The following is a 3,447-nucleotide window of genomic DNA, read 5'->3' on the forward strand; positions in this document are numbered from 1 at the left end:
TGTGCGTCCGTCAGCCAGTAAAGTTACTCATCGATCAGGTCTCCTTGCGGAACCTGAATCACGCCAGACGCCCGAAATCAATGGGTCTGCACCCTCAACAAATTCTTTGCCCCCCTGATAGCGCCACCGGCATCCCTTCTAGCCGATCATCAACAAAAAAAGGCCCCCCTCCACAAGCGCGAAGGGGGGCATTTTTGCCAATCCTGAAATCCGGGCGATGCGTCAGTCCGAGGGCGGGTTCACGTCGATCGTCGGGACCTTCACCTCGGCTTCTTCGGTGTCGACCTCGATGTCGACATCCGGAACTTCGACGGTTTCGGTGCTGGTGCCGGTGGTGATCGAACCGACCTCGGCGTCCACTTCCGGCATTTCACCGCCATCGACCGAAACGTCCACATCAGGCAGCGCGCCCTCGTCGGTCACATCGAAATCGATCATGTATGCGCCAAATGCAATGGCGGCGACGGCAACGACGGCGAGTCCTACGGCAGCTCCGGTTTTCATAATGAGTCTCCTTGATATCTTTTTCTTGGCGCCATGGCGGCGCCGCGACCGTTCGCACAACCTTGAAGACACCGGATGGTTCCATCCGATCTGGCTTTCGCCGCCTTGCCGCGCACCGGCACCCGACGAGGCGGTCTAAACGGCAGGATCAACGGATCGGCGGGACCGTATGAACTGGGTGCGACCCGGATCGTCGGTGCCCGTGTACGGGGGCTGCATATCCGCCGAACCCGCGGCAGAATTGATCGCTGTTTCCCGACATCACCGCCATTCACGACCGCCATTCGCGGGGGCGGCGGGGTTGAAATCCGGTGGGACGGCGCCGGGCACGCCCAGGCCGGCCCCACCCCGCGACAGCGCGTACCGCGAGATGCCGCAGGGGCGCCCATCGCGAAAGGGTGTGCCCTGCGGCATCGGCGGGGATCGACAGCGCGGTCATCCGGGGGCACAGTTCAGGCCATGCGACACGCCCTTGCGATTCCCGTTCTTGCGCTGCTGATGCTGGCCGCCTGCGCCACCCCGCGCGAGGCCTGCCTGACCGACGCCGCCGCGCCGTGGCGCTCGGCCATGCGCGAGAGTGAGCGCATCGCAAAGGATCTGGCCCGCGGCTACACGTTTGAAACCAAATTCGAGCGGCGCCGGGTCTATGGCACATGCCGCACCAGCGAGGGGCACCGCTACTCTTGCTGGGATACACAAACCGAACCCGTGACCCGCCGCGTGCCGGTGGACCGCGCGGCCCTGACAACCCGGCTTGCCGAACTGCAACAGGCCTTGCCCGCGCTGCGCGCGGCCGCGAATACCGACGCGGCGCAATGCCGGGCCACCTATCCCGAAGAATGACCCCTGGCTGACTCCGGAAAATCCGCGGGAAAACCCCGGTCAAATGACCTGTTTCGCGTCGAAAGCTCGTTCACCAAGGGCAAACGGTCCCTATCCTGCGCCGGTCCACGGTCACTGCGGTAAGCGACTCTCTATTCGAACACCCCGGCTGGCGCACGTTTTTGCGGGTGACGACATGTTTTGCAGATGACGACATGGCCGCCCGGCGAGGCGCCAACCGGTGGATGGCCCGCATGCTGGCCTTCGAACCGGTCCGGTCGCGCACCTGAGGGGACCAGGGGCAGGTCAACGCCGAAGACGCAGCGCCAAACAGCTTGCCCCAGCGCCGCCGCGCGCGCCCGGTACTGCGCAGCGGGGCAATGCTTTTCGATGGATGGTCGGGTAATCAGCCGCGCGGCGGGGGCGGACGACATGCGCCCGCTCCTGTCCGTCGCGGCGGAACGCGACTTGCGGCGATCCGCAAGGGTGGATCTGCGTCTCCTCGATGTCGCGCAGGATCGTCGCACCCATGGCATTCCGCGCCGCGTACAGATCGGCGGCAACCCCGATCTGGACATGGGCCGTCAGTTCGTCACCGCGCAGGGGGCGGCCGTCATGGGGATGCCCTCACGGTCAAGGCGATCCGACACGTCCGCAGCCGCGAATCCCGCCCGAGACCGTTCCCTTGCTTTCGGGCACGGACGGGACGACGCACACCGCGTTGGCCTGCCATGCCCCGACCAGCGTGTTCGCCGCGGGGCGGTCGTTTCATTCGGCACGCGGCCCATGGGGACAATACGTCCGCCGAGGATCGGTTCCGACCGCTCAGCCGGGGCATGAGCTGGGTCGCGAAAGTACCGAACACGCGCTCGATTCTGCCTTTGGATTCCGGATTGGCAGCGGCGCAATACTGCAGCGTGATGCCGAGATCGGATACGCGTGCCTGGACAACGCTCGAGATGTTGTAGCTCGCGCAGTCGGTCACGATGACCGACGGCCAGCCGAACTGGTTCCACGGCGTGAGCGCGCCACAGGCATCCCCCCACACGCCCTTGTCGCGCATCATCATCTCGATGACCCGGAGCGCACTCTGCGAGTTGGGCTGCCTGGAGACGACCAGCCCGACGATGCAGCGCGTTGCACAGCAGATGGCCACCGTGATCCACCACCGCGCCTTCTTCTTGTCCAGCCCGAGGGCCTTCTTTTCCTCGTCCGTCAGGTGATGGAACAGTCCGCCTTCGGCCATCAGGGTGATGGCGTCGTCCTCCCACTGGTCGAATTCGACACGCTGCATCGGGCGCGCAATGTCCAGCCCCATGCCGACCGGAGCGAACTGCCGGTTTGCTGCCTCGCGGCCCTTCCGGGTCAGGGTGATATCGAAGGGATTGAGCTTCCGGATCGCCTGCCGCACCGTCTCACGGGACGGGCAGACGATTTCCGGTTTGCCCTCAGCGACCTTCTCGCGCGGTTCCGTCATGCCGACTGAGACCGGGGCACGCTGTGTCCTTCAGGTGGCGCGACAGCGCCGCCTGAGCGTATACCCGGATGAGTTCGGGTTGGAGCAGGATATCTGTGACGTGACGCTTTGGCTCATCGAGAAGCACGGCCTGTCTCGTGTCCACATGTGGGTGGATCGGCACTACACGCAGATCGGACGGGAGATCGCCGGCGTCACCGTCATGACTTCGCCGAGACACCCCGCGCGGCTGACCGAGGCGGCGCACGAAGCGTTTCTCGCGCTCGGCTACACGATCGAAGACACCCGCGCAGACACCTACGGTCACCAGTTCTGCGACGGCCATCACTCAAGGCACGAGGTCATCCAGGCCTATGCACGCATCGAAGACGCGCTGAAGCTCTGGCGATCACAATAACAAATACTTGCACACCTCGGACAAGGGCGGCGAAAGCCGCCCTTTTTTGCATGCCTCGCGCTCGTTAGCGCAAGGCATGCCGACATTGCACATCAACTTCACGGCAAGACTTCGAAACGGTCGCTGTTGTGCTCGCCTTGGAGAACTGAGAAGTGGCTCGGGTTGTCTGAACAGGCTCCGGGCGTTTTCTAAGTGGTTTTCCGCCTTGGTTACGCCGCCACCGCCCCGGGCATCGGCTGCTTGAAGT

Annotated in this window: 6 protein-coding genes; 2 read left to right on the top strand and 4 right to left on the bottom strand. The window is 64.4% G+C overall.

The genetic code is table 11. From position 1 onward, the window contains the following. Positions 1-222: 222 nt before the first annotated feature. Positions 223-504 (bottom strand): hypothetical protein, encoded by a 282-nt coding sequence (locus ATI53_RS22555; RefSeq protein ID WP_009502608.1) that lies wholly within the window; start codon positions 502-504, stop codon positions 223-225. 459 nt (positions 505-963) lie between these two features. Between ATI53_RS22555 and ATI53_RS22560 the strand changes: the two genes are divergently transcribed. Continuing rightward, a complete protein-coding gene (locus ATI53_RS22560) occupies positions 964-1,347 on the top strand; it encodes a hypothetical protein (RefSeq protein ID WP_009502610.1) in 384 nt (127 codons plus the stop codon). A gap of 131 nt (positions 1,348-1,478) precedes the next feature. Here ATI53_RS22560 and ATI53_RS22565 read toward each other — a convergent pair whose 3' ends face one another. After that, entirely contained in the window at positions 1,479-1,760 is a 282-nt protein-coding gene (locus tag ATI53_RS22565; protein WP_111551429.1) for a hypothetical protein, read from the bottom strand. A 179-nt stretch (positions 1,761-1,939) separates the two neighbouring features. Further along, positions 1,940-2,803 carry an integrase catalytic domain-containing protein gene (locus ATI53_RS22570; protein WP_111551430.1) on the bottom strand — a complete coding sequence of 288 codons (864 nt, stop codon included), beginning with the start codon at positions 2,801-2,803 and terminating at the stop codon, positions 1,940-1,942. Positions 2,804-2,903: 100 nt separating this feature from the next. On the opposite strand from ATI53_RS22570, the gene ATI53_RS22575 reads away from it, so the two are divergent. Beyond that, entirely contained in the window at positions 2,904-3,200 is a 297-nt protein-coding gene (locus tag ATI53_RS22575) for a hypothetical protein (RefSeq protein WP_146610008.1), read from the top strand. Here ATI53_RS22575 and ATI53_RS23750 read toward each other — a convergent pair. Next, positions 3,192-3,447: hypothetical protein (locus ATI53_RS23750; protein WP_211315415.1), on the bottom strand; the 256-nt coding region annotated here is incomplete at its 5' end. The genes ATI53_RS22575 and ATI53_RS23750 overlap by 9 nt on opposite strands.

It is taken from the genome of Salipiger aestuarii (assembly GCF_003259905.1).
Lineage (GTDB): Bacteria > Pseudomonadota > Alphaproteobacteria > Rhodobacterales > Rhodobacteraceae > Salipiger > Salipiger aestuarii.